The organism is Actinoplanes sp. NPDC048796, assembly GCF_040650035.1.
Classification (GTDB): domain Bacteria; phylum Actinomycetota; class Actinomycetes; order Mycobacteriales; family Micromonosporaceae; genus Actinoplanes.
Genome location: NZ_JBEZGO010000011.1, coordinates 195,733 through 218,284 on the forward strand (window position 1 = coordinate 195,733; position 22,552 = coordinate 218,284).

Genomic DNA, 22,552 nt, shown 5'->3' on the forward strand with positions numbered 1-22,552 from the left:
CTAGCGGCGCCCTCTGACATTTTCCGGCCCGCGCGCTGCCACGGTTTCGTGACGAAGCGCCTCGATGAGGCCGGCGATACCACGCCGGCCTCATCGATGACGCGGGTCGTCAGGCCCGGAAGTGCGTCCGGTCGACGATGTGCTCCTGTGCCGGCTCCCAGGTGAGGCCGGTGACCGTGTCGCGGTAGCGGAGGCGGGCGGTGGCCTTGTGATCGGCGCGGACGCGGGCCTCGTGCAGGCGGCCGTCGCGCCACGTCAGGTCCACGGTGAACCCGCCCCGGGCTCGTAGGCCCTGTACCGAGCCGTCGCGCCAGGTTGAGGGGAGGGCGGGCAGCAGCTCGATCTCGGCGCCGTCGGACTGCAGGAGCATCTCGGCTATGGCGCCGGCGCCACCGGAGTTGCCGTCGAAGGAGTAGATGTTCTGTTCGGCGCCGGCTATGCCGCCCTGGGAGTAGCTGAGCAGGTTGGTCTCGCTGGCGTCGGCGATCAGGCGGGTGATGTGGTGCAGCGCCTTGTCGCCGTCCAGCAAGCGGGCCTGGAAGGCGGCGAAGTTGGCCTCCACCCACTCGGTCTGCTCCCAACCGGGCGCGGCCTGCCGCCGCTCGATGGTGACCGCGGCCGCGCGGGCCAATTCGGGGGTACGGCGGGGAGTGATCTGCCGTTCCGGGAAGACTGCGACCAGGTGTGCGGTGTGCCGGTGGGCGGGGTCGGCCTCGTCGAAGTCGTGCAGCCACTCCTGGAGCTGGCCGTGGCGGCCGATCCGGAACGGGGACAGCCGGGCGCGGGCCGCCTCGGCGCGGGCGCGAAGTGCGGGGTCGACGCCGAGGATGTCGGCGGCTTGCGTGCAGATGCGCAGGATCGCCTCGGCGAAGGCGCGGTCGGCGGTGCTGCCCATCGCCACCGAGCACCGGGCGCCGTCCGGGGCCAGGTACGCGTTCTCCGGCGACTCGGCCGGGCCGGCCACCAGCCAGCCGTTAGTGGGCTCGGGCACCAGGTAGTCGAGCAGGAACTCGGCGGCGCCGCGCAGGACCGGATACGCCTGCTCGCGGAGGTAGTCCTCGTCGAGCCCGTACTCGTAGTGCTCCCACAGCTGCAGGGCCAGCCAGGCCCCGCCGGTGACGTTCAGGCCCCAGCCGATGCCGGCGCCGGGCGCCGAGTAGCCCCAGGCGTTGGTGACCGTGTGGGCGACCCAGCCGCCCGCCCCGTACATCTGCCGGGCCGTACCCTTTCCCGTCTCGGCGAGGCGCTGGAGGAAGCCGAACAGCGGGGTCTGGCATTCGGCGAGGTGGCCCGACTCGGCCGCCCAGTAGTTCTGCTGGGTGTTGATGTCGAGGTGGAAGTCGTTGCTCCAGCCCATGCCGCTGGCGAAACCGTCGTTCCAGACGCCCTGCAGGGCCAGCGGCAGCGGCGAGTCGGCGCGCGAGCCGGCCACGGTCAGGTACCTGCCGTACTGGTAGTAGAGCGCGATCAGGTCGTCGTCCCGGTGCCCCTGGGCCAGGCGCTCCCGGCGTACGTCAGTGGGAAGCGCGACCGGCTCGCCCAGATCGAGCCGGACCCGCCGCATCAGGCTCTGGTGGTCCTCGATGTGGGCGGCGCGCAGGGTCTCGTAGTCCGGCGCGGCGGCGAGCAGCTTCTCGGCCCGGCCGGCGGCGTCTTCGCCGGCCCAGTCGGTGCCGACGGCGATCAGCACGACGACCGCGTCGGCGCCGGCGACAGCGACCGTGTCGCCGTCGCGCCGCAGGGTTCCGCCCTCGAGCACGAAGCGGCAGCGGATCTCGACGACGGCGCCGTCCTCGCCGTTGCTGTGCAGTGTCTCGACGGCGCGGCCGCTGAAGGCGAGGCCGTCGTCGGTGGCGGTGGTGGCGCCGGGCAGGATGGTGTCGTCGAGGGTGGCCGTGAAGCCGAGGGGCCGGCCGGCCGTGATCCGCATGGCGATGACGCCGTGCGGGTGGGAGGCGAGGATTTCCCGTACGTGGTCGTCGCAGTCGACGCGGACGAGGCCGGTGTCGAGGTCGAGACCGCGGCGGTAGCGCTCGGCCGAGACACCGTCGAAATCGAGGCGCAGGCGCGGGAGAGGCACGTTCGTACCGAAACAAGTGGGTCGTCCGGGCAGATGTTCGGCCGCGAGCTGCTGGGCCTCGGCGTACCGGCCCTCGAACAGCAGGCCGCGGATGACCGGAAGCTGCGAGAGGGCGGTCGGGCTCACATCGGTGTCCGACGGCGCCCCGGACCACGCGGTCGACTCGGAGAGGCGGATGATTTCGGTGTTTATGCCCCCGTACACCATGCCGCCGAGCCGGCCGTTGCCGATCGGCAGGGCCTCGAACCAGCGCTCGGCCGGCCGATCGTAGTAGAGATCAGTGGAAGGCATGGGAGTCTCCTGAAGGGCATCGATGCGGCGCGGCGAGCGTAGGTCCGTATTGAGGACTAAATCAATACTTGACGAAGGAAATTATTGAGCTTAGATTTCGGCCATGTTTCCCGAGGCTGACGCCGTAGCGCCCGCAGTGACAGCCGTCTTCACCGCTGTCCTGACCGAGGGGCCGATCACCCGCGTCGCCCTCGCCCGCCGCCTCGACCTGTCCTCCGGCGCCGTCACCAAAGCGGCCCGCCCGCTGATCGATCTGGGCTATCTCGAGGAAATGGCCGCCACCGAGCGCACCGGGCCGGGCGCCGGCCGCCCGGCCAGCCCGCTGGCCATCCGGGCCGGCAGCGAGTTCTTCGTCGGCGTGAAGATCACCGCCGACGAACTCATCGGCGTGGTCTGCGACCTGCGCGCCGAGGTACGGGTGTCGGCGCACCGCCGGCTGGCCGGGGCCGACGTCGACCAGGTGCTCACCCAGCTCGGTGAGCTCGTCGACGACCTGCTCGACGGCCCCGGCGGCTATCGGCCGCGGACTCGCCGGCTCGGGCTGGCCGTCTCCGGCGACGTCGACCCGGTCACCGGCCTGGTCCGCTACTCGCCGTTCCTGCGCTGGCACGACGTCGCGCTGCGGGAACGCGCCGAGAAGATCACCGGCCTCGCCGTCACGGTCGAGAACGACGTCAAGGCGCTCACCATCGCCGAGCACTGGTTCGGCGAAGGCGTGGGGGCCGAGTCGTTCGCCCTCGTCACCGTCGGCGCCGGCATCGGCTGCGGCCTGGTCGTCGGCGGCCGGCTCGTCTCCGGCGCGCACGGCGTGGCCGGCGAGATTGGCCACATCGGCATCGACGTCGACGGCCCGGCCTGCCACTGCGGCAGCCGCGGCTGCGTCGAGGCGATCGCCGGCGCCGACGCCATCGTGCGGCAGGCCCGCTCGGCGTCGGGGCGGCCCGACCTGACGTTCGAGGACGCGGTGGAGCTGGCCCGGCGCGGCGACGTCGCCGTCTGCGAGGTCTTCGCCCGGGCCGGGGACGCCATCGGGGCCGGCATCGCCGCGGTGGCCAACCTGGTCGGCCCGGCCCGGATAGTGGTCTCCGGTGAGGGCCTGGCCGCGTACGACCTGTTCGAGCCCCACATCCGGGCCGGCTTCCAGCGCCGGGCCTTCGGCGCCGCCGCCGACTGTCCACTCTCGATCCGGCCGCTGCCGTTCGAGGAGTGGGCGCGGGGGGCGGCCACCGTGAGCATCAAGGCTCTCGTGGCCGCCGGATAAAATACCCCGTGATCTCAGCTGTTTTCTTCGACTGCGACGGCGTTCTCGTCGACTCCGAGCCCATCACCAACGGCGTCCTCCGGACGATGCTGATCGACCTCGGCTGGGAGATCTCCGAGCGCGACTGCATCGACCTGTTCGTCGGCAAGGCGCTGCGTGACGAGTGGGCGATCATCCAGAAGCAGACCGGGTTCCGTATCGACGACGCCTGGCTGGCCAGCTTCCGCGGCCGCCGCGACGAGGCGCTGCGGTCGAGCCTCGTCCCGATCGACGGCGTACAGGAGACGGTACGGGCCGTGGCGTCGTTGATGGGCGAGCGGTTCGCCTGCGTGAGCGGCGCCGACCGCGGCAAGGTGGAGATGCAGCTGAAGCTGGCCGGCCTGGACGGCTACTTCGGCGACCGGGTCTTCAGCGGCATGGAGGTGCCCCGCAGCAAGCCGGCGCCCGACGTCTACCTGGCGGCCGCCGAGGCGCTGGGCGTCGACCCGGCCGCCGCGGTCGTCATCGAGGACTCGGTGGCCGGCATCACGGCCGGCGTGGCGGCCGGGGCGACGGTGTTCGGATTCGCGCCGGTGAGCCCCACCCACGCGTCACCGTCGGTGCTGCGCGAGGCCGGCGCCAGCCTGGTCTTCACGCACATGTCGGAGCTGCCCGGCCTGCTGACCGCCTCATCCGGCGCAGGCGATGTGGCGCCCGCCCCCGCGCCGTAGCGTCGATGCTCTCGCCGTTGACGTATTTGCTGATCTTCGTCTGAGTGCCGGACGGGGTGCCGCCGACGCCGCCGTAGCCCAGCCGGCCGCGGTACCTCACCATTCGCAACTCGACTCCGGAGCCTTTCTCGTACGTCGTGAGTTAGGAATCCCGGGGCCGGACGACCTCGAAGCTGCACAACTCGGTGCCGCCCCGGACCACCCACACCCGGTCCACTCCGGCCGGCGACCAGTCGACCTTCCGGCCCGCCGGCGGCCCGGTGGACGCCGGGGGCGATCCGGTCGTCTGCGCCGAGCGTAGGACCGTCATCGGGCCGGTCATCCTCTCCGTCCTCGACTCGCCACCGCCTAAGCTCACGATCAGCGAAAGCGGGGGAGTGAAGGCATGGAGGAGCAGTCCCTGTACGGGCGGGACGCCGAGCTTCGGCTGCTGGACGGCCTGGTCCGCGGCGGCCGTGACCGGGGTGGGGCGCTGGTGATCCGTGGCGAGGCCGGGATCGGCAAGTCGGCGATGCTGGCCGAGGCCCGCCGGGTCGCCGCCGCCGAGGGGCTGCTCGTGCTGTCCACGACCGGTGTCGAGGCCGAGTCGCGGCTGCCCTTCGCCGGTCTGTACAACCTGCTGCGGCCCGTCCTGGACCGCGCCGAGTCCCTTCCGCCCCCGCAGCGCGACGCCCTGATGGCCGCGTTCGGCATGGCCGCGGCGGCCACTCCGGACCTGTTCCTCGTCGCCCTGGCCGCGCTGAACGTGCTGGGCGACACCGACGGGAAGGCGCTGCTGGTCGTGGAGGACGCGCACTGGCTCGACGCGGCCAGCGCCGAGGTGCTGAGCTTCGTGGCCCGGCGGCTCGACGCCGACCCGGTGCTGATGCTGGCCGCGGTGCGCGACGGCTTCCCGTCCGCCTTCGGCGCCGGCCTGCCGGTGCTGCGCCTCGAACGGCTCGGCGACGAGGCCGCCGCCGCCCTGCTCGACGCCCGGGCCGGCGCGCTGCCGCCGGGGATCCGCCGCCAGGTGCTCGAGGAGGCCGCCGGCAATCCGCTCGCCCTGGTGGAGTTGGCCGCCGCGCCCGCGGCTGAGGCGTTGCGGCCGCTCAGTGACCGTCTGGAGGAGGCGTTCGCGGCCCGGGTCGCCCAGCTGCCCGCCGCCACCCGGACCCTGCTGCTGGTGGCCGCGGTCAACGACGGCGACGCGCTGACCGAGGTGCTCGGCGCGGCCTCGGCGACAGCGGCCGATCTCGGTCCCGCGGTGGAGGCGTCGCTGCTGGAGCCGGACGAGACCCGGATCCGGTTCCGGCATCCGCTGATGCGCTCGGCCATCCATCAGCGGGCGAGCCTGGCCGAGCGGCACGCCGCGCACGCCGCCCTGGCCCGGGTGCTGGCCGGCGAGCCCGGACGGGCCATCTGGCACCGGGCGGCGGCGCTGACCGAGCCGGACGAGAGTGTGGCCGCCGGCCTGGAGGAGACCGCCGCGCTGTCCCGCCGGCGCGGCGCGGCGACGGCGGCGCTGTCGGCCTTGGAGCGGGCCGCGCAGCTCACCGCCGACCCGGCCCGCCGGGCCGAACGGCTGCTGCGCGCGGCCGAAGCCGCTGTGGAGCTCGGCCGCCGCGACGTCGTGACGCGCCTGGTGCACGCGGCCCAGACGGCCGAGCTGTCGGCGCGGCAACGGGGTCAGCTGCTCTGGATCGAGGCGAGTTTCGGCGGCGGCCTGCGCGAGGAACACCGCCGGCCGGAGGCGATCGCGGCCGCGGCCGAGCGGGTGGCGGCCGGCGGGCACGTCGACGTCGCCCTGCGGCTGCTCAACGGCGCCGCGCTGCGGTCGTTCTGGACCGGGGCCGACCCCGCGGCCCGGCCCCGCATCGTAGACGCCGCCGAGGCGCTCGGTGTGGCCGGGGACAACCCGGATCTGCTGGCCATCCTCGCGTTCGCCGCGCCCATCGAGCGGGGCGCCAAGGTCATCGCCAGTCTCCGGCGGAGCGCCGAACGCGCGGGGGACGACCCGGACGCGATGCGGCTCGTCGGTTCGGCGGCCATCCTGGTCGGCGCCTTCGACCTGGCCCAGGCCTGCTCGGCGGCCGCCCTGCCGGCGCTGCGGTCGCAGGGCCGGCTCGGCCTGCTGGCCCGGGCTCTGGGCGCGCAGGCGTGGAGCGCGGCCCACCTGGCCGATCTGGACGCCGGCATTCCGGCCGCCGAGGAATGCGCCCGGCTGGCCGTCGAGACGTCCCAGCCGTTGTTCGTCGGGATCGGCCAGTCGACGGCGGCGGTGCTGGCCGCGCTGCGCGGCGACGAGGAGGCCGCGCGCGGCTTCGCCACCGTGGCCGAGCAGGGCGCCCTGTCCGGCGGGGTCCGCCCGGTGCTGGCCACGGCCCGGCTCGCCCGGGGGCTGGCCGCGCTCGGCGCGGGACGCTACGCCGAGGCGTACGAGCATCTCCAGCACATGCACGACCCGGCCGATCCCGCCTTCCATCCGGCGCTGCGCTGCTTTTCCCTGGCCGATCTGGCCGACGCCGCGGTGCACAGTGGACATCGGGACGAGGCGAAAAGGATCGTCACCGAGATCGAGGAGCTCGGGCGGCAGACCCCGTCGGCCGCGCTGCACGGCGGCCTCCGGCACGCCCGGGCCGTTCTCGCCGGCGACGACCGGGCCGAGGAACTGTTCCGGGCGGCTCTCGAGGAAGGACCGTTCGCCCGGGCGAGGGTCCAACTGGCGTACGGTCGATGGCTGCGCCGCCAGCGGCGGATCGCCGACTCCCGCGGTCTGCTGCCGGCCGCCCGCGACACCTTCGACAGCCTCGGCGTCACCCCGTGGGGCGAGCAGGCCCGGCAGGAGCTGCGAGCCTCCGGCGAGACGAGCCGGCGCCGCACCGTGGAGGCGCACGAACGGCTGACCGCCCAGGAGCTGCAGATCGCCCAGATGGCCGCGGACGGCATGACGAACCGGGAGATCGGCGAACGGCTGTACCTGTCACACCGTACGGTCAGCTCGCATTTGCACCGGATCTTCCCGAAATTGGCGATCACCTCCCGGGCGCAGTTGGGCGCCATCGTGCGCAACCGTCATGTGACGCTCGCGAGCGGCGCCGACGGGTCCTAGCGTCGCGCTCATGGGGCGGATGTGGTTCACGGTTCTCGGCCCGGTGCGGGCCTGGCGGGACGGCGCCGAGATCGACCTCGGCGCCCCACAGCAGCGGTCGGTGCTGGCCGTGCTGCTGGCCCGGGCCGGGCAGCCGGTCAGCCTGGCCGAGATCGTCGACACCCTGTGGTGGGACGACCCGCCCGCGACCGCTGTCAACGCGGTGCACCGCAGCGTCGGCCTGCTGCGCCGGGCCCTGGAGCCGGAACTGGCCGTGCGGGGCGTGGGCCGCTGGCTGGTCCGGGCCGGCGGCGGCTACCGGTTGGCGGCCGGTCCGGACGAGGTCGACCTGCTGCGCTTCCGGGCGCTGATCGGCGAGAAGGCGTTCGCCGAGGCCCTGGAGCTGTGGCAGGGACCCGCGGCCGCCACCCTCCCGGCCGAGGTGCGCGGCCAGGCCCTGTTCACCGCGCTGGACCGGGAGTACGAGGCCGCCGCGGCCGAGGCGGCTTTGGTGACCGGCGCGTCCGCCCGGTTGGTGGGCGCGGTCGAGCTGGCGGCCGACCGGGCCCCGCTGAACGAGTCGTTGCAGGCCCGCCTCCTGCTCATGCTGGCCGGGGCCGGCCGGCCGGCCGATGCTCGGCGCCGATACGACGAGGCCCGGGCCCGGCTCGCCGCCGATCTGGGCGTGGAGCCCGGCCCCGAACTGGTCGCGGCCGCGCGGAAACTCTCGAAGAGGCCGGTGACGGCCCAGCTCCCGCATGCCCTGCCGGGCTTCAGCGGCCGCGGGCCGGAGCTGGCCGCCGCTCTCACGCTGCCCGACCGGGAGCGGGTCGGCGCGATCAGCGGCATGGCCGGCGTCGGCAAGACCGCCTTCGCCGTTCAGCTGGCCCACCGGGTCGCCGATCGGTGCCCCGACGGTCAGCTCTACCTCAACCTGCGCGGCTTCGGGCCGGGAGCCGCGATGGATCCGGCCGACGCGCTGATCCGCCTCCTCGGCTCCCTCGGCGTTCCGGCGCACCAGATCCCGGCCGACCTGGACTCGCGGGCCGCCCTCTACCGCAGCCGGCTGGCCGGCCGGCGGATGCTGCTGTTGTTCGACAACGCCCGCGACACCGCGCAGGTGCGCCCGCTGCTGCCGGGCACGCCCGGCCACGTGGTGCTGGTGACCAGCCGCGACCGGCTGGCCGGCCTGGTCGTCTCGGACGGGGCCCGCCCGATCGCCCTCGGCACCTTCTCCACCGGCCGGGCCCGCGAGCTGCTGGCCGCACGGCTCGGCGCCGAGCGGATCGCCGCCGAGCCGGCCGCGGTCGACAAGATCATCGGGCGGTGCGGCGGCCTGCCGCTGGCCCTCGCCATCGTGGCCGCCCGGGCGGCCACCCAGCCCGGCCTGACCATGGCCGAGCTGGCCGGCGAACTCGACGTGGCGGACCGCCTGGACCAGCTCACCACCGGTGACCCGGACAGCGACGTGCGGACGGTGTTCTCCTGGTCGTACCGGATCCTGGCCGACGGGCCGGCCCGGCTGTTCCGGTTGTTCGGGCTGCACCCCGGGGCCGACATCACGGTCGCGGCCGCGGCGAGTCTGGTCGGCCTGAGCCCGGCCGAGGCACGCACCCTGCTCGCCGACCTGGTCCGCGCCGGGCTCTTCAGCGAGACCTCGCCCGGACGGTACGGCGCCCACGACCTGCTGCACGCCTACGCCGCCGACCTGGCCGGCACGGACGAGGCCGCACAGTCCCGGCTGCTCGACCACTATCTGCACACCGCCCACCGGGCCGCGATGCTGCTGGCCCCCGGCCTCGACCCGCTTCCGCTCGCCGAGCCCGCGCCGGGCAGCCGCCCCGAGAAGCTGACCGGGGAGGACCAGGCGCTCGGCTGGCTCACCGCCGAGTACCGGGTGCTGCGCGCGCTCGTGGACCGCTCGACCGGCCTCGCCGCTTGGCAGCTGGCCTGGACGCTCGACACGTTCCAGCGCCGCCAGGACCTGCGCCACGATCAGGTCACCACCCGCCGGACCGCGCTGGCCGCGGCCAAGCAGCTGGACGACCCGCTGCTGCTCGCCGACAGCTACCGCGACCTGGGCCACGCGCTGGCCCGGGCCGACCGGGCCGACGAGGCGCGGGCGCATTTCACGTACGCCATCGAGCGCTACACCGAGCTCGGCGAGAAGGTCCGGCAGGCCCACGTCGAGCGGGGCATCGGCTACACGTACGTCAAACCCGGGCAGTACGACCGGGTCCTCGATCACTACCTCCGGGCCGAAAGCCTGTACCGCGCCGCGGGTCATCGCGCCGGCCTGGCCAAGTGCCTCAACGAGAACGCCTTCCTGCAGGCCAGACTGGGCCGCCCGGAACAGGCCCGGCAGCGGTGCGAGCAGGCCCTGGTGGTCTTCCGCGAGCTGGGCGACCGGCACGGCGAAGCGGCTACCCTGGACACTCTGGGCCTCGCGCACACCGGTCTCGGCCGGCACGAGCAGGCGGTCGAGTGCTTCACCGCCTCGGCCGAGCTGTGCGTGCGGATCGGCGACCGGCGTTCCCAGGCCGAGGTGCTGAGCAACCTGGGCGACGCCCACGCCGGGGCGGGCCGGCCCGACAAAGCGGTCGCCGCCTGGCGGTCGGCCGTGGCCGTCCTCGACGACCTGGGGCGGCCGGAGGCGTCGGGCGTACGCAAGAAGATCGATGCCCACACTTTGCCCACTGACGCTCCCTAACGTCTCGGGGCATGACTCTTCCCGTCGTTTTCATCCATGGCCTGTGGCTGCATTCCTCCTCGTGGCAGCCCTGGATCGACCTGTTCACCGAGCGCGGCTACCAGCCGATCGCCCCCGGCTGGCCGGGCGACGCGCCGACCGTCGAGGAGACCCGCGCCAACCCGGACGCGCTGGCCGGGCACGGCATCGACGACGTCGTCGCCCACTACAGCGAGGTCATCGGCACACTGCCCGAGAAGCCGATTCTGATCGGGCACTCGTTCGGCGGCATGATCGCCCAGAAGCTGCTCGGCCTCGACCTCGGAGCCGCCGCCGTCGCCATCGACGCCGCCCAGATCAAGGGCGTGCTGCCGGTGCCGCTGTCCGCGCTGCGGTCCAGCTTCCCCGTGCTCGGCAACCCGGCCAACAGCGGCAAGGCCGTCGCGCTGACCGCCGAGCAGTTCCGGTACGCGTTCGGCAACGCCATCACCGAAGAGGAATCCCGGCGGCTGTACGACCAGTGGTCGATCCCCGCGCCGGGCAAGCCGCTCTTCGAGGCGGCCACGGCCAACTTCAACCCGCACTCGCCGGCGAAGGTGGACACCGCCAACGAGTCGCGTGGCCCGCTGCTGCTGATGGCCGGCGGCAAGGACCACACCGTTCCCGAGAACGTCGTCCGCGCCACCCTCAAGCAGTACCGGCACTCGCACGCGGTCACCGACATCATCGACTTCCCGGACAAGGCGCACTCGCTGACCATCGACTCCGGCTGGGGCGAGGTCGCCGAGACCGCGCTCACCTGGCTGAAGAAGCAGGGCCTCTGATGGACCTGGCGCTGAAGGGCAAGACCGCCCTGGTCACCGGGGCCAGCAAGGGCATCGGGCTGGCGATCGTCCGGGCCCTGGCCGCCGAGGGCGCGACCGTCGTGGCCGGAGCGCGCCACAGCACCCCTTCTCCCGGCGTGCACCCGATCACCGCCGATCTGAGCACCCCGGACGGTCCGGCGGCGCTGGTCGAGTCGGCCGTGGCCGCGCTCGGCGGCCACCTCGACATCCTCGTCAACAACGTGGGCGGGGTGCGTCCCCGCACCGGCGGCTTCCTCTCGGTGACCGACGACGAGTGGCTGGAAGCCCTGACGATCAACTTCCTGTCCGCCGTACGGGTGACCCGCGCGGCCCTGCCCTACCTGCTCGACCGCCACGGCACGATCGTCACCGTCGGCTCGGTCAACGCCTCACTGCCCGACCCGCTGGTCATCGACTACAGCGCGGCCAAGGCGGCCCTGGCCAACTTCTCCAAGGCGCTGTCCAAGGAGGTCGGCCCCCAGGGCGTCCGGGTCAACACGATCAGCCCCGGCCCGGTGGCGACCGACCTGTGGCTCGGCGCCGGCGGCGTGGCCGAGACCGTCGGCGGCGCCGGCGACATGGCCCCGTCGGACGTCGCGAAGGCCGCGGTCAGCGGCACCGCGACCGGCCGTTTCACCCAGCCCGAGGAGGTCGCCGACCTGGTGCTGCTGCTGGCCGGTGGCCGGGCCGGGAACGTCACCGGCGCCGACATCCTCATCGACGGCGGCCTGACCGCCTCTCTGTGAAGGACCCCTGCGTGACCATCGCTGATCTGCGCGCCGGCGTGACCGGACCGGTCCTCACCCCCTCCGACGACGGCTACGCGAACGAGCTGCACACCTACAACCTGACGGTCGTGCACACGCCGGCCGTCGTGGTCGGGGCCATGAACGCGGCCGACGTCCAGGCGGCGGTCCGCTACGCGGCCGCCCTCAACCTGCCGGTCGCGGTCCTGGGCGCCGGGCACGGCAGCTCGGTCCCGTCGGCCGACTCGGTGCTCGTCACCACCCGCCGCCTGACCGGCCTGACCATCGACGAGCCGGCCCGCACGGCCCGGGTCGAGGCCGGCGTCGTCTGGGCCGACCTCATCGAGCAGGCCGGCAAGCTCGGCCTGGCCGCCCTGAACGGCTCCTCCCCGACGGTGACCGTGGTTTCGTACACCATCGGGGGTGGCCTCGGGCCCTTCGGCCGCAAACACGGCTACGCGGCCGACCATGTGACCGCGCTGGAGATCGTCACCGCCGACGGTGAGCTGCGCCGGGTGACCGCCGACAGCGAGCCGGACCTGTTCTGGGCGGTACGCGGCGGCAAGGGCAACTTCGGGGTCGTGACGGCCCTCGAGTTCGGGCTGTTCCCGATCCGCACCTTCTACGGCGGCGGCATCTTCTTCCCCGGCAAGCTCGCCGGCGAGGTGCTGCACCTGTTCCGCCGGTGGACGGCCGACCTGCCCGAGGAGATGTCGGCCTCGGTCGGCCTGCTGCATCTGCCGCCGCTGCCGTTCGTCCCCGAGCCGCTGCCTGACCGCCCGGTGGCCCACCTGCGGATCACCTACCTGGGCGATCCGGCCGAGGGTGAACGGCTCATCGCGCCCTTCCGCGCCCTGGGCGAGCCGGTCATCGACGCGGTGGCCGAACTCCCGTACACCGCAATCGCGTCTGTCCACAATGACCCGGTCGACCCGTTGCCCCTCTATGAACACGGCGCCCTGCTCCGCGCCCTCCCGGCCGAAGCCGTGGACGAGATCCTGCGCCGGACCGGCCCCCTGATCCTGGCCGAGATCAGGCACCTGGGCGGCGCGCTGGCCCGGCCACCCGCCGTCCCCAACGCGGTCGGCAACCGCGACGACACCCTGTACAACGTGTTCCTGGTCGCGGCGGGCGGCCCACCGGACGCCGAGGCGCTGCACGCCCACGAGCAGCAGCTGATCGACGCCCTGGCCCCGTGGTCCACCGGCCGCCGCTACCTGAACTTCATGTTCGCGCCCGACGCCACCCCGGAGACCGCCGCCCTGGCCTGGTCCCCGGCCGACTATCCCCGCCTGCAAGGCATCAAGCGCCGCTACGACCCGGCCAATCTGTTCCGCGTCAACCACAACATCCCGCCGCTGTCTCGGTAAGGCTGGGGCCCTCAACCGGGCGACGCTCGCCCATCAGCATCTGCTCGAGCGCACCGGCATGCCGGTGCGGGACGCGGGGGCCCACCTGGGCGGGTTGCAGGCGCAGGCCTGAGCGCCTTCGACCCGGCGGAGCTCTGGCGGCTGCTTCAGGAGCGAGCGGTCGTACGGATGCACCTCATGCGCCGCACCGTGCACCTGGTGACCGCCGAGGACGCCCGAGCGTGGCGTCCTCGGCATCAGGCCCTGCTGCGCCAGCGGGTCCTCGGCGCGTACCGCCACGACCTGTCCGAAGTCGACATGGACGAGCTGGCCGCCCGGGCCGAGGCGCTGCTGGCCGACGGCCGCCCCCGCTCGGTCGGCGAGGCCGGCCGCGAGCTGGCCGCCCACTGGCCCACGGTCACCCCCCCGCATGCTGGGCGAGACCGCGCTGACGGCACTGCTCCCCACGGTCCAGCTGCCACCGCGCGGCGTCTGGCGAAGCACAACCGGCGTGCGCTACCTGCCCCTGTCCAGCTGCATTCCCGGCGACGCGGCCCCCGGCCCGGCCGACCCGAACCTGATCCGCCGCTACCTGCGCGCCTTCGGCCCCGCGGCCACCGCCGACCTGCGCGCGTGGTGCGGCCTGGTTGGCCTCCCCGAGTCGGTGGCGGCCCTCCGCGACGAGCTGACCGAGTTCCGCGACGACCGGGGCCGCCGCCTGCTCGACCTGGCCGACGCGCCCCGCCCCGACCCGGGCACACCCGCCCCGGTCCGTTTCCTGCCGGCCTTCGACAACGCGATCCTCGGCTACCACGACCGCACCCGCATCATCGACGACGACCATCGCAACCTCTCGGTCGCTGGCACCCGGGTCGTCCTCATCGACGGCCGCGTCGCCGCCACCTGGACCGCCCCACCCGCCGGCCCGGTCACCGCGACCGCACTGCGCCCCCTGACCCGCGCCGAGCAAACCGACCTCACCGACGGGGCCGACCGCCTGACGGCTTTCCTGCGCGCCAACTGACTGCGCTGTTCAGCCAGCTTGGTGAACCGCGTGCCGGCGCCAGTCTGCCGGTGGCGCTTGGGCGGTCTCTTCAGCGAGTTGTCGAACTGGGTCCCGCCGCCTTGCTCCCGAAGCCGGCCCAGCTCATGGGCAGTTTTCGGTGCCGCGGCGGACGAGGGCCGGGGTTGTGCCGAGTTCGCGGACCCCGGCGCGCTCCCCGTCCTGGTCGTAACCGTGGTCGGCGTGGACCTTCAGGGTCCGGCCGCGGGGCCGTCCGCGTTGAATGCGGATCAGCGGGATGGCGCGAAGCAGCGGGATGAGCTGTGGATGACATCGTTGCGGTCACCGCCGGTCACCGCCGTCGCCAACGGGACACTGCGGGCGTCGGTGACGAGGTGATGTCCGGAGCCGGGCCGGCCGCGTTCGGCCGGACTGCGGCCGGTTTGGCCGCGGCGAACGGGATGAATGCCCGGCCGGCCGCTCGAGCCGGCCCAGGTGTCCTGAGCCGCCGGACCCGATGCCGGTGCTCGGGTGGGTCACAACCGGATCAGGTCGGCGACCTCCTCGGGGAGGCCGGGGGAGGTCAGGACATGGCCCATTCCGGGTACGACGTGCAGCGCCGCGCCCGGGATGGCGGCGGCCACGGCCCGGCCGTGACCGAGCGGGTAGATCGGGTCCTGATCGCCGTGCACGACCGAGGTGGGCGCGGTGATCGACGACAGTGGGGCGGCCAGGCTCGGGTCGTCCCGCCAGACGGCCCGGTGGTGGTTGGCCGCGGCCGCCGGGTCGATCGCCCGGGACAGGGCCAGTTCCAGCATGGCCCGCGCGGCCGCCTCGTCGAACGGCCGGACCGGACCGTTGAAGACCCGGAACAGGGCCACGTCGGACTCCACGCCCGGCGGCAGCCCGAGGGCCTGGTGTGCGCGGAACTCCGCGGTCGGCGGCGGCAGATCGTCCGTGGGCTCGCGGGGATCGTGACCCATCGGCGAGCTGGAGATCACCGTCAGGGATCGGATCCGCTCGGGCGCGTGCACGCCCAGCCACTGCGCGATCATGCCGCCCAGGGAGGCCCCGGCCACGTGCGCCGTGCGGAGGTCCCAGCCGTCCAGCACGGCCAGGCAGTCGCGGGCCATGTCGCCGATGGTGTACGGGTGGGCGTCGAAGTCGATCACGCTGGACTGACCGGTGTCCCGGTGGTCGAACCGGATGACCTGGGCCCCGCGCTCGACGAGCCGGCCGACCAGCTCGTCGGGGCAGCTGATGCCCTGAGCGGCCGACCCCATCACCATGAGAACGGCCGGCCGGGAGGGGTCCCCGGTCCGCTCGGTCCAGATCCGCAGCGGCCCGGAGGCCACGAAGCGCTCGTGTGTGTCGGCCATGGCGGCACGATAGCGGTTGAGTACGCGTACCCATGCACGCTTTTCCGCGGGCGACAAGACTTCACGGCATGAGACGGTTCCTGGTGGTGGCCTTGATGATGACCGGCGTGGCCGGATGCTCGTTCGAGGAGTCGATCTGCAGCTCGGGGGAGTATCCGGTGGCCGCCGTGGACAGTTACACCGGGCGGGCCTGCGTGCCGGACGGTGGCCCGGTGCCCGAGGGGTATGTGCGCTTCCCGCAGGGCAAACAGCCGCGGCAGGTCGGTGACGAGTGGGACCGCTACTGGGAGTCGCACAAGCTCGACCAGCGGGGAAACGAGATCCGGTAATTCTGTCGTACCCCCGTGGCAAGGTCGGGGCATGTACGAGGAGTGGAAATCGGAGCTGCCGTACGTCGTCGCGTGGCGCAGTGTGACGGAGGCGCGCGACGGGCCCACGCGGATCCTGCCGGACGGATGTCTCGATCTGATCTGGCGGGAGGGCACGGTGTTCGTGGCCGGGCCCGACACGACCGCCCAGCTCGGGATGCCGGTGGTGGGGCGGCGGCATGTGGCGTTGCGGTTCGGCGCCGGCACCGGTGCGGGGGTGCTCGGGGTGCCGGCCTGCGAGGTCGTCGATCGGCAGGTGCCGTTGGAAGACCTGTGGCCGGCGGCCGAGGTGCGGGCCGTCGCCGAGGCGGACGATCCGCTGGCCGCGCTGACGGCGGCCGCGTGGCGGCACTGGCAGGGGGCCGACCGGGTGATGGTCGCGGTGGCCGGTGCGGCCCGGGCCGGGGTGCCGGTCGGTGTGGTGGCCGAGCGGTGCGGGCTCAGCGCGCGGCAGCTCCAGCGGCGGGCCAACCACGCTTTCGGGTACGGGCCGAAGACGCTGCACCGGGTCTTCCGGCTGCAACGGGCGGTGGCGCTGGCCCGGGGCGGGGCGGCGTTCGCGGCCGTGGCCGCCGACGCCGGCTACGCCGACCAGGCCCACCTGGCGCGTGAGGTGCGGGCGATGGCCGGCGTGCCGCTGAGCGCCCTACTGCGATGAGGCGAACAGGTCCACCACGTTGCCGTCGGGGTCGGCGACCTGGGCGTACCGCTGCCCCCAGGGCGCGTCCCAGGGCGCCTTGACCGACGTGGCGCCGGCCGCGACGAGTTCGGCGTGGACGCGGTCGACCTCGGCCGGGTCGGCGCAGAGGAACGCCCAGCCGCCGGACGGCTCGCCGGGGCGGTAGTCCGGGTCGAAGGACTTCAGCGCGGCGTGGGTGTCCCACATGAGGCGGATGCCGCCCGCGACTGTCGTCTCGACGTGTGGTTCCTTCTCGGCGCCGGGCGGGAAGTCCAGGCCCAGGCGGCGGTAGAAGGCCAGGGAGGTTGCCATGTCGGCCACGGCCAGGCCGATCGCTTGGAAAGTGGGTGCCATGCGACGACCGTACGGCGGAAAGGAAGTGAGGTCTTGAAGAAAACGGACGTCACCTGAGGTAGGCGGCGAGCGGGAGGTTCTGCTCGCGCAGGGCGGTGGCGATGACACCGGCGATCTGTCTGGCCCCGGCCGCCTCGAAGTGGGTGTGGTCGTTGCAGAAGAAGGCGCCGACCGCGCCCGTGGTGTAGTCGCCGTTGTTGGGGCACAGCTTCAGCGTGTTGTAGAGGGCGACGCTGCGCGCGTGCAGGTCGATCACCGGTACGCCGTTGGCGGCGGCCGCGTCCTTCGTCTCGGTGACGAAGCCCCGGTTGCCCACGGCCGTACCGCCGCTGCAGGTGATGGCGGCGACCGGAGTCACGAAGATCGGTTTCACGCCGCGGGCCTTCGCGGCCGAGGCCATCACGCCGAGCAGCTCCTTGAAGCGCGCCGAGCCCACGTGCCGGGGGCAGGCCGACGTGCCGTCGTTGATGCCGAACTGGACGATCAGGTGGTCGCCGGGCTGGAAGCCGGCGAGCATGGCCGTCCACCGTGAGCTGTAGGAGGTCGAGCTGAGCACGCATTCGCCGGCCGCGTTCTTCGTGCCGGTCACGTTGCCCTCGTACAGCCAGGTCTGAATGCTGCGGCCACCGACGGCGCTGTTGCGCACGGTGGCTTCCGAGGTGAGGTACGAGGCGAGCTGGCTGCCCCAGCCGATCGGGCACGCGGAGGCGTTCATCATCGTGGAGTCGCCGGCCATCCACACGGTGGTCGCCGCGGCGGCGGGGGCGGTGGCGACGGCCGGGGTGGCGGTCGCGCAGAGCGACGAGGAAGCGCCGATGATCGGGGCGAGCCGGTCGGTGATGGCCTGGTGGCCCTTGTCGTTGGGGTGCACCGAGTCGCTGAGACCGTCCGCGGGCAGCCAGCCGGTGGTGTCCACGTACGCCACATTGGCGTCGCCGGCGGCGGTGCGTGCCCGTACGGCCGCCTGGGTCTCCGCGGCGTAGCGGCCGATGAAAGTGCGCAGGGCCAGAAGCTTCGCGTACGGGAACCTCGCCCTCAGCCGGCTGAGGAAAGTGGTGTATTTCGCCTGAAAGTCGGCGCCGCTCACGCCGTGGCTCTTGTCGTTGGTGCCCAGGTTGATGACGACGGTGTCGGGCGTGTAGCGGGAGAAGTCCCAGGCGTCGGTGCCGGCCTGGCCGCCGCTGGACATCCAGTACCGGGTCTCGTGCGCCCAGCAGCCGTCGGCGGTCTCGGACAGGCACATGCCGCCGATGGCGATCTGGCTGTGGTCGTAGCCGAGCTTCTCGCCGGTCTTGAAGCCGTAGCCGGTCACCGCCAGTTGGCTGCTCGTCGTGCCCGCGGTGATCGAGTCGCCGATGAACTCGACCATCCGGCTCCGCGCGGGCGGCTTGAACGTGGTGGCCCCGGCGTCCAGGATCAGCCCCTGGAACACCGCGTCGCCGGTGTAGGAGCCGGCCACCTGCCGGTAGCTGACGATCAGCGTGTGGTTGCCGGCGGCCAGGGCCGTCGGCGTCAGGTTGATCGTGCCGGAGCCCTTGACGGCGGTGAACGGCCGGCCGTCGATGCTCGCCCACAGGTCGACGGTGTTGCGCTGCTTGAGCTTCACCGTCCGGCCGGTGAAGCCGACCCGCAGGTAGGCGCCGGCCCAGTAGGGCACGTAGGCCGAGGCGTTGGTCCTGTTCCAGCGCCCGACGAAGCTGATGTTGGAGTCGACGGCCGCCCGGGCCGGTACCGCCCAGCCGGTGACGGCCAGCAGCACCGCCGTCGCGAGAATCCACAGACGTCGCATGACGGTCCCCTTTCGCCGGGAGCGCTCCCAGGCATCCTCGCTCGGCAACTCATCGATGTCAATCAATGGGATAGGGTTCCGGCCAAGATGCGCGTCTATACCCAGACCTACACCGTCACCGTGCCGGACGAGGCTTCGGCGCGGGCGGCCGCCGAGCTGCTCGCGGCTCGTGGGCACCGCTTCGTGGCGGTGCGCCGCCAGCCCGAGCCGGACACCGGCTGGAATGCCCTCTCCGTGCTGCAGGAGCCTCCGTCCGAGGGCCCGCCGGTTCAGCCGAGGGACGAGATCGCGGCGGTGGCCGCGATCGCCCGGCTCCACGGCGGCTCGTCCACGGGCTCGTGGGGCGCCTCGCCGATGACGCTGCGGATCTTCCCGCAGGACGGCCGGGTGCACGAGATGACCCAGGAGGAGTCGGAAGCGATCCGGGCCGCCCTGCCGGTCTCGGTCGTTCCGGAGGTCGTGCCGCCCCCAGGGCTGCGCTGCCGGCCGGCCCCGAAACGCGGATTCCGGCGGGCCGACGCGTTGTTCGAGGCCGTGGCCGGCGGCGCCCTGACCATCACCGCGGCCGTGCCGGCGCTGGCCGAGCTGGTCGCGACCGAGGGCGTCCCCGACCGGTACGCCGCGGACGCCCTCACCCTGCTGCTCCAGATGGCCGTGGACAGCCCGGGCAGCGCCGGCGCCGAGGTGGCGCGAGTGCTGCCCGGCCTGCCCGCCGGCCGCTGCGAGCTGACCGACTTCCTGCTGGGCGCCCTGGCCGCGACCGTCGGCGCCACCCCGCCGCCCGGAGTCGGCGCTATCGCCGACAGCTACCCGGAGCGGGGACCGGCCGTCGAACTCATGCGCTCGCCGTCGTCCGCCGGCGCCCTCGCGGCGGCGCTGGCGGCCCGCCCCGATCTCGCCGACCCACGCGAGGACCCGGCGGCGCCGGTTCGGCCCCGGGCCCTCGCGCTGCTCGCCCGGCTGGGCGTGTGGGAGCTCGACCACGCCCGCGAGACGAGGGCCGGGATCAGCCGGTGATGCCGTGCACCGGCGGAACCGTCAGGGTGCGGTTGCCGGGGGTGCCGCCCAGGATGATCTGGCGCAGGGCGGAGTTGTTCGTGGTGTCCAGCTCGGCCAGCTTCTTCGCCGGGTTGGCCAGCACCTGGATGTAGTAGGTGCCGTTGGGCAGATCGGTGATCTCGAACGACTGGCCCGGGCGGTACTGGCTGTACGTGTCGCCGTTGCCGATGTCGAGAACCTCACGGACGGCGACGACGGTGTTGGCGCCGCACGAGGTGGACAGGTCGGTGTTCTCCGGGCGCCACTTCGCGTTCGCGATGGTGTAGTCGACGGCGTCGGTGTTGGCCAGGCAGAACGCCTCCTTGCCGCTGCGCACCGCGAGCTTCTGGCTCGAGTCGAGCAGGTTGTACTGCGCGAAGTCGGTGAAGTGCCAGTGCTTGTGCCCCTCGCGCGGATCCCACTCCATGGTGCCGGCCGGGCGGCTGCCCACCTGGTTGCCCTTGGCGTCGAAGAAGTACTGGTAGGCGTCCATCAGCTCGGTTCCGGTACGGCGGAAGCCGTCGACCAGCAGCGGTGACGTGCCCGCGTTCCACACCGTCGCGCCGAAGTTGACGTAGTCCTTGCCCTCCTCGGTGGACAGGGCGATGTCCCAGGCCGGCAGCGACCGCAGGTCGGGCCGGGGGCCGCCGCTGGGCGCGGCCTTCAGCGGCGTGGGCCGCTTGGCCGGCGCGCGCAGCTCCGGCACGTACGTGGAGACCTGCGGCCCCGCCTCGGCGTGCTCGTCCTCCGCGCTCGGCGCGGCCGGCGCCTCGGAGGCCTTGAGCCGGGCCAGGCCACCCTTGTCGGTCTCGGCGTCGACCACTGTCACGTCGACCTTGGCGGTGCTCTGGTCGGCCGGGATGCCGAGCAGCGAGACGTACGCCGGGTTCACCTTGGCCGTGGCGGTGTACTCGCCGACCGGCAGGTCGAAGGCCTCGGTCTGCGGCTGGTCGGTGACCGCGGCGTCCCAGCCGGCCTGCACACCCCAGACCGCGCCCAGCGTGAACGGGTTGTAGCCGCCGCAGCCGGTCGGGTACGGGTTGGTGGCCGGGGCGTCCGGCCGGGTCCGCGCCGACACCCAGCTGTTGCCGCAGAACGGCGTCTTGTACTCGGTCACCACGGCCCCGGCCGAGTCGGTGATGGTGATCGTGGTGAAGTCCTTCAGGCCGTTGAAGTCGGTGACCAGGCCGGCCGGCAGCGCCACCTTCTTCTTCTTGCCGTTCTGGACCACGGTCCGCTCGGCCACGATCGGCTTGTCGTAGCCGGCGCGGCGGGCCCAGATCTCCAGCGGGTCCTTGCCGGCGATGACGTGCAGGCCCAGGTCGAAGTCGAAGTACTTCTCGCCGTCGTAGTCGTAGCGCTCGGCCGTCACGTGCCCGGTGGCGGCGACGAACGACACCGGGGGAGGGGCGGCCGCGGCCTGGGCCACGCCCACGCCGGTGGCGGTCAGCGCGAGGGTCGTCGCCACCGCGCCGTACCTGATGACGCGGGATCGCCGGCGGTGCTTGATCGGATCGGTCATGGGGTCCTTCCGGTCGGGCGCCCGCCGGTGCGGCGGTCGCTCCGAACATCCAAAGAGGACAGCTGTGAGGATCCTGTGAGGTTGGCGCGATTTATCTCTTTCGGCCGAGGTGGTCGTTCGGCCGAAAGTCAGATGCGCGGACAGGGGTCGCTGTGGCAGACATCGATAACCCTCCTGGTCTCCGTCGTCGTGACGCTGTGGCCAGACCTGACTACGTACAGTGTGGGAATGGGAATCGACTTCGCCCGGTCGGACAGATCGCGTCTAGGGATCGAGTGGGAGATCGCCTGTGTGGACCGGCGCAGCGGGGAGCTCGCCCCCGCCGCGCCCGAACTCCTGGCCGCGATCGGTGTGGCGGACGGCTTTCCGCACGTCACGAGCGAACTGCTCACCAACACCGTCGAGATCGTCAGCGCGCCGCACCGGCGCGCCCGTGACGCCGTGGACGACCTCACCCGGCTCGCCCAGCGGGTCAGCGACCTGGCCGAGCCGATGGGCGTCGACCTGATCTCGTCCGGGACCCATCCGTTCAGTCAGTGGTTCCAGCAGCAGGTGACGCCGGGCAAGCCCCGGTACGACACTCTCATCGACCGTACCCGCTGGTGGGGGCGGCAGATGATGATCTGGGGCGTGCACGTGCACGTCGCCGTGGAGGACCGCCGCAAGGTGCTGCCCATCATCGACGGCCTGCTCACCTATCTGCCGCACTTCCAGGCGCTGAGCGCGTCGAGCCCGTTCTGGGCGGGCGAGCGGACCGGTTACGCGTCCAACCGGGCGCTGATGTTCCAGCAACTGCCGACGGCCGGGCTGCCGCCGCAACTGACCGATTGGCCGGCGTACGAGCAACTGGTGGCCGACCTGACGCACACCGGTGTCATCGCGGAGCTGAACGAGCTGCGCTGGGACATCCGCCCCTCGCCGGCGTGGGGCACGATCGAGGTCCGTACGTTCGACGGCATCTCCACCGCCTGGGAGATCGGCGCCATCGCCGCCCTGACGCAGTGCCTGGTCGAGCACTTCTCGGCCGAACTCGACGCCGGCCGTGAGGTGCCGAGGCTCCAGCCCTGGTTCGTCCACGAGAACAAATGGCGGGCGGCCCGCTACGGCATGGAGGCGATCATCATCCAGAACGCCGCCGGCGACGAGCTGCTGGTCACCAAGGACCTGGAGGAACTGCTGCCGGCCCTGGCGCCGATCGCGGAATCCCTCGGCTGCACGGCCGAACTGGCCAAACTGCGCGACATAGTCGCCGGCGGCGCCAGCTACCAGCGCCAGCTCCGGGTGGCCGACGCGAACGACGGCAGCCTCAAGGCGGTCGTCTCGTCCCTGATCCGCGAGCTGCGCGAGGGTTGTCCGAGGTGACCGCCCGAGGATCGGCGCCG

The 22,552-nt window shown here is 72.9% G+C and carries 17 protein-coding genes and 1 pseudogene; 12 read left to right on the forward strand and 6 right to left on the reverse strand.

The window, feature by feature from the left end:
- Positions 1-109: 109 nt before the first annotated feature.
- Positions 110-2,371 (reverse strand): glycoside hydrolase family 95 protein, encoded by a 2,262-nt coding sequence (locus AB0C26_RS35080; RefSeq protein ID WP_360256457.1) that lies wholly within the window; start codon positions 2,369-2,371, stop codon positions 110-112.
- Between the two features lie 103 nt (positions 2,372-2,474).
- Here AB0C26_RS35080 and AB0C26_RS35085 point away from each other — a divergent pair, with 103 nt between their 5' ends.
- Together AB0C26_RS35085 and AB0C26_RS35090 are read left to right on the forward strand one after the other, a co-directional pair.
- Complete coding sequence (locus AB0C26_RS35085) at positions 2,475-3,632, forward strand: ROK family protein (protein ID WP_360256459.1); 1,158 nt, start codon at positions 2,475-2,477, stop codon at positions 3,630-3,632.
- An 8-nt stretch (positions 3,633-3,640) separates the two neighbouring features.
- Positions 3,641-4,342, forward strand: a complete 702-nt coding sequence (locus AB0C26_RS35090) for an HAD family phosphatase (protein ID WP_360256461.1) — start codon at positions 3,641-3,643, stop codon at positions 4,340-4,342.
- 142 nt (positions 4,343-4,484) lie between these two features.
- Here AB0C26_RS35090 and AB0C26_RS35095 read toward each other — a convergent pair whose 3' ends face one another.
- The gene (locus AB0C26_RS35095; protein ID WP_360256463.1) at positions 4,485-4,652 is read right to left on the reverse strand and encodes a hypothetical protein; all 168 of its coding nucleotides are present in this window, start codon (positions 4,650-4,652) and stop codon (positions 4,485-4,487) included.
- Between the two features lie 75 nt (positions 4,653-4,727).
- On the opposite strand from AB0C26_RS35095, the gene AB0C26_RS35100 reads away from it, so the two are divergent.
- The 6 genes and pseudogenes from AB0C26_RS35100 (at position 4,728) to AB0C26_RS35125 (ending at position 14,062) form a co-directional block, all read left to right on the forward strand.
- Positions 4,728-7,430, forward strand: a complete 2,703-nt coding sequence (locus AB0C26_RS35100) for an AAA family ATPase (RefSeq protein WP_360256465.1) — start codon at positions 4,728-4,730, stop codon at positions 7,428-7,430.
- 10 nt (positions 7,431-7,440) lie between these two features.
- On the forward strand, positions 7,441-10,119 hold the full coding sequence (locus AB0C26_RS35105) for a tetratricopeptide repeat protein (RefSeq protein ID WP_360256467.1): 2,679 nt from the start codon (positions 7,441-7,443) through the stop codon (positions 10,117-10,119).
- 11 nt (positions 10,120-10,130) lie between these two features.
- Positions 10,131-10,922 carry an alpha/beta fold hydrolase gene (locus tag AB0C26_RS35110; RefSeq protein ID WP_360256469.1) on the forward strand — a complete coding sequence of 264 codons (792 nt, stop codon included), beginning with the start codon at positions 10,131-10,133 and terminating at the stop codon, positions 10,920-10,922.
- Positions 10,922-11,689, forward strand: a complete 768-nt coding sequence (locus AB0C26_RS35115; RefSeq protein ID WP_360256471.1) for an oxidoreductase — start codon at positions 10,922-10,924, stop codon at positions 11,687-11,689. Before AB0C26_RS35110 ends, AB0C26_RS35115 begins: the two co-directional genes overlap by 1 nt.
- A gap of 11 nt (positions 11,690-11,700) precedes the next feature.
- A complete protein-coding gene (locus AB0C26_RS35120) occupies positions 11,701-13,059 on the forward strand; it encodes an FAD-binding oxidoreductase (protein ID WP_360256473.1) in 1,359 nt (452 codons plus the stop codon).
- A gap of 168 nt (positions 13,060-13,227) precedes the next feature.
- A pseudogene (locus AB0C26_RS35125) lies at positions 13,228-14,062 on the forward strand (winged helix DNA-binding domain-containing protein).
- A gap of 515 nt (positions 14,063-14,577) precedes the next feature.
- Here AB0C26_RS35125 and AB0C26_RS35130 read toward each other — a convergent pair.
- Entirely contained in the window at positions 14,578-15,420 is an 843-nt protein-coding gene (locus AB0C26_RS35130) for an alpha/beta fold hydrolase (protein ID WP_360256476.1), read from the reverse strand.
- 68 nt (positions 15,421-15,488) lie between these two features.
- Between AB0C26_RS35130 and AB0C26_RS35135 the strand changes: the two genes are divergently transcribed.
- Positions 15,489-15,749, forward strand: a complete 261-nt coding sequence (locus AB0C26_RS35135) for an SCO0607 family lipoprotein (RefSeq protein ID WP_360256478.1) — start codon at positions 15,489-15,491, stop codon at positions 15,747-15,749.
- Between the two features lie 31 nt (positions 15,750-15,780).
- Positions 15,781-16,446, forward strand: a complete 666-nt coding sequence (locus AB0C26_RS35140) for a helix-turn-helix domain-containing protein (protein ID WP_360256481.1) — start codon at positions 15,781-15,783, stop codon at positions 16,444-16,446.
- Here the strand turns inward: AB0C26_RS35140 and AB0C26_RS35145 are convergent.
- Both AB0C26_RS35145 and AB0C26_RS35150 read right to left on the reverse strand, forming a co-directional pair.
- Positions 16,435-16,821, reverse strand: coding sequence for a VOC family protein (locus AB0C26_RS35145; RefSeq protein WP_360256483.1), 387 nt, complete (start codon positions 16,819-16,821; stop codon positions 16,435-16,437). The genes AB0C26_RS35140 and AB0C26_RS35145 overlap by 12 nt on opposite strands.
- A gap of 49 nt (positions 16,822-16,870) precedes the next feature.
- A complete protein-coding gene (locus AB0C26_RS35150; RefSeq protein WP_360256485.1) occupies positions 16,871-18,610 on the reverse strand; it encodes a GDSL-type esterase/lipase family protein in 1,740 nt (579 codons plus the stop codon).
- A gap of 87 nt (positions 18,611-18,697) precedes the next feature.
- Here AB0C26_RS35150 and AB0C26_RS35155 point away from each other — a divergent pair, with 87 nt between their 5' ends.
- Positions 18,698-19,627 carry a hypothetical protein gene (locus AB0C26_RS35155; RefSeq protein ID WP_360256487.1) on the forward strand — a complete coding sequence of 310 codons (930 nt, stop codon included), beginning with the start codon at positions 18,698-18,700 and terminating at the stop codon, positions 19,625-19,627.
- Here AB0C26_RS35155 and AB0C26_RS35160 read toward each other — a convergent pair.
- Complete coding sequence (locus AB0C26_RS35160; protein WP_360256490.1) at positions 19,617-21,170, reverse strand: lysyl oxidase family protein; 1,554 nt, start codon at positions 21,168-21,170, stop codon at positions 19,617-19,619. The two genes, AB0C26_RS35155 and AB0C26_RS35160, sit on opposite strands and share 11 nt — an antisense overlap.
- Before the next feature lie 228 nt (positions 21,171-21,398).
- On the opposite strand from AB0C26_RS35160, the gene AB0C26_RS35165 reads away from it, so the two are divergent.
- A complete protein-coding gene (locus AB0C26_RS35165; RefSeq protein WP_360256492.1) occupies positions 21,399-22,532 on the forward strand; it encodes a glutamate--cysteine ligase in 1,134 nt (377 codons plus the stop codon).
- Positions 22,533-22,552: the final 20 nt, after the last annotated feature.

Excerpts from the sequence above, each read along its gene's own strand:
- AB0C26_RS35080 (WP_360256457.1), bottom strand. The coding sequence starts at position 2,371 with ATGCCTTCCACTGATCTCTACTACGATCGGCCGGCCGAGCGCTGGTTC.
- AB0C26_RS35085 (WP_360256459.1), top strand. The coding sequence starts at position 2,475 with ATGTTTCCCGAGGCTGACGCCGTAGCGCCCGCAGTGACAGCCGTCTTC.
- AB0C26_RS35095 (WP_360256463.1), bottom strand. The coding sequence starts at position 4,652 with ATGACGGTCCTACGCTCGGCGCAGACGACCGGATCGCCCCCGGCGTCC.
- AB0C26_RS35100 (WP_360256465.1), top strand. The coding sequence starts at position 4,728 with ATGGAGGAGCAGTCCCTGTACGGGCGGGACGCCGAGCTTCGGCTGCTG.
- AB0C26_RS35105 (WP_360256467.1), top strand. The coding sequence starts at position 7,441 with ATGGGGCGGATGTGGTTCACGGTTCTCGGCCCGGTGCGGGCCTGGCGG.
- AB0C26_RS35110 (WP_360256469.1), top strand. The coding sequence starts at position 10,131 with ATGACTCTTCCCGTCGTTTTCATCCATGGCCTGTGGCTGCATTCCTCC.
- AB0C26_RS35115 (WP_360256471.1), top strand. The coding sequence starts at position 10,922 with ATGGACCTGGCGCTGAAGGGCAAGACCGCCCTGGTCACCGGGGCCAGC.
- AB0C26_RS35130 (WP_360256476.1), bottom strand. The coding sequence starts at position 15,420 with ATGGCCGACACACACGAGCGCTTCGTGGCCTCCGGGCCGCTGCGGATC.
- AB0C26_RS35135 (WP_360256478.1), top strand. The coding sequence starts at position 15,489 with ATGAGACGGTTCCTGGTGGTGGCCTTGATGATGACCGGCGTGGCCGGA.
- AB0C26_RS35140 (WP_360256481.1), top strand. The coding sequence starts at position 15,781 with ATGTACGAGGAGTGGAAATCGGAGCTGCCGTACGTCGTCGCGTGGCGC.
- AB0C26_RS35145 (WP_360256483.1), bottom strand. The coding sequence starts at position 16,821 with ATGGCACCCACTTTCCAAGCGATCGGCCTGGCCGTGGCCGACATGGCA.
- AB0C26_RS35150 (WP_360256485.1), bottom strand. The coding sequence starts at position 18,610 with ATGCGACGTCTGTGGATTCTCGCGACGGCGGTGCTGCTGGCCGTCACC.
- AB0C26_RS35155 (WP_360256487.1), top strand. The coding sequence starts at position 18,698 with ATGCGCGTCTATACCCAGACCTACACCGTCACCGTGCCGGACGAGGCT.
- AB0C26_RS35160 (WP_360256490.1), bottom strand. The coding sequence starts at position 21,170 with ATGACCGATCCGATCAAGCACCGCCGGCGATCCCGCGTCATCAGGTAC.
- AB0C26_RS35165 (WP_360256492.1), top strand. The coding sequence starts at position 21,399 with ATGGGAATCGACTTCGCCCGGTCGGACAGATCGCGTCTAGGGATCGAG.